We start from the raw sequence: 927 nt of genomic DNA, 5'->3' as shown, positions 1-927 counted from the left end.
CGGGAGGGGAGGGCGCCGGACGGCCGGCGCCCCTCGGATACCGGTGGACGGATTACGTCAGCGGTCCTATTTCGTGATACGTCCCGGCATGAGCCGGGTGTGCGGGTTCTCCTCAGATCTGCGCACCCGCCCTCGTCCAGACCCATCAGTGTGAACTGACTGGTACGTGCAAATTATTTGGGATGCCCTGGAATCGGAACACTGGGGCGCTCCTGCTCGTTGGGAACGACGTGAGCACGACACCACCAGTTCTCGCCGCCGAGCTGGCAGCCGCCTGGGCCGACATTCAACGGCACCATTCCGAGCTGCCAGACCTGGCCGCGCCCGAATCGCTGATCGGGGAGTCGTCGTCCGCCTGCGGCGCCGGTCTCTCCTTCGAACGGCTGCTGCACGAGGCGGTCCACGGGATCGCCGCTGCCCGCGGTGTCCGGGACACCTCGCGCGCCGGCCGCTATCACAACCGCCGCTTCCTCGCGATCGCCGAGGAGATGGGGTTGGACCACCCTGAGGAGCCGCATCCCAGCAGCGGCTTCTCCCTGGTGGTGCTGACCCCCGAGACCAGACGGCGCTACCGTCCGACGATCGAACGCCTCCAGCGCGCCCTGAAGGCGTACGCCGCCGCCACCGGGACCGACACCGGCAGGAGCTTCCGCGGGCCCGCCGCGCGGCACGGCTCCTCCGGGGGCGGTGTGCGCGTGAAGGCGGTCTGCGACTGCGGGCGCAACGTCCGTGTCGTCCCGTCCGTCCTGGCGCAGGCGCCGATCATGTGCGGCGCCTGCGGCAAGCAGTTCCGTATTCCCCTGGTCTCTCCTTCGAACGGCTGCTGCACGAGGCGGTCCACGGGATCGCCGCTGCCCGCGGTGTCCGGGACACCTCGCGCGCCGGCCGCTATCACAACCGCCGCTTCCTCGCGATCGCCGAGGAGAT

1 pseudogene is annotated in these 927 nt (G+C 69.8%); it reads left to right on the top strand.

Annotated elements, in window-relative coordinates:
• Nucleotides 1-230: 230 nt before the first annotated feature.
• A pseudogene (locus G5C65_RS40900) lies at nucleotides 231-800 on the top strand (hypothetical protein); the annotation flags it as partial.
• Between the last annotated feature and the right edge of the window lie 127 nt (nucleotides 801-927).

The organism is Streptomyces boncukensis, from assembly GCF_011045075.1.
In the GTDB taxonomy this organism is placed as follows: Bacteria; Actinomycetota; Actinomycetes; order Streptomycetales; family Streptomycetaceae; genus Streptomyces; species Streptomyces boncukensis.
Note: the sequence above shows the minus strand (reverse complement) of the source record. Positions and strands in the feature narration are given on the sequence as shown.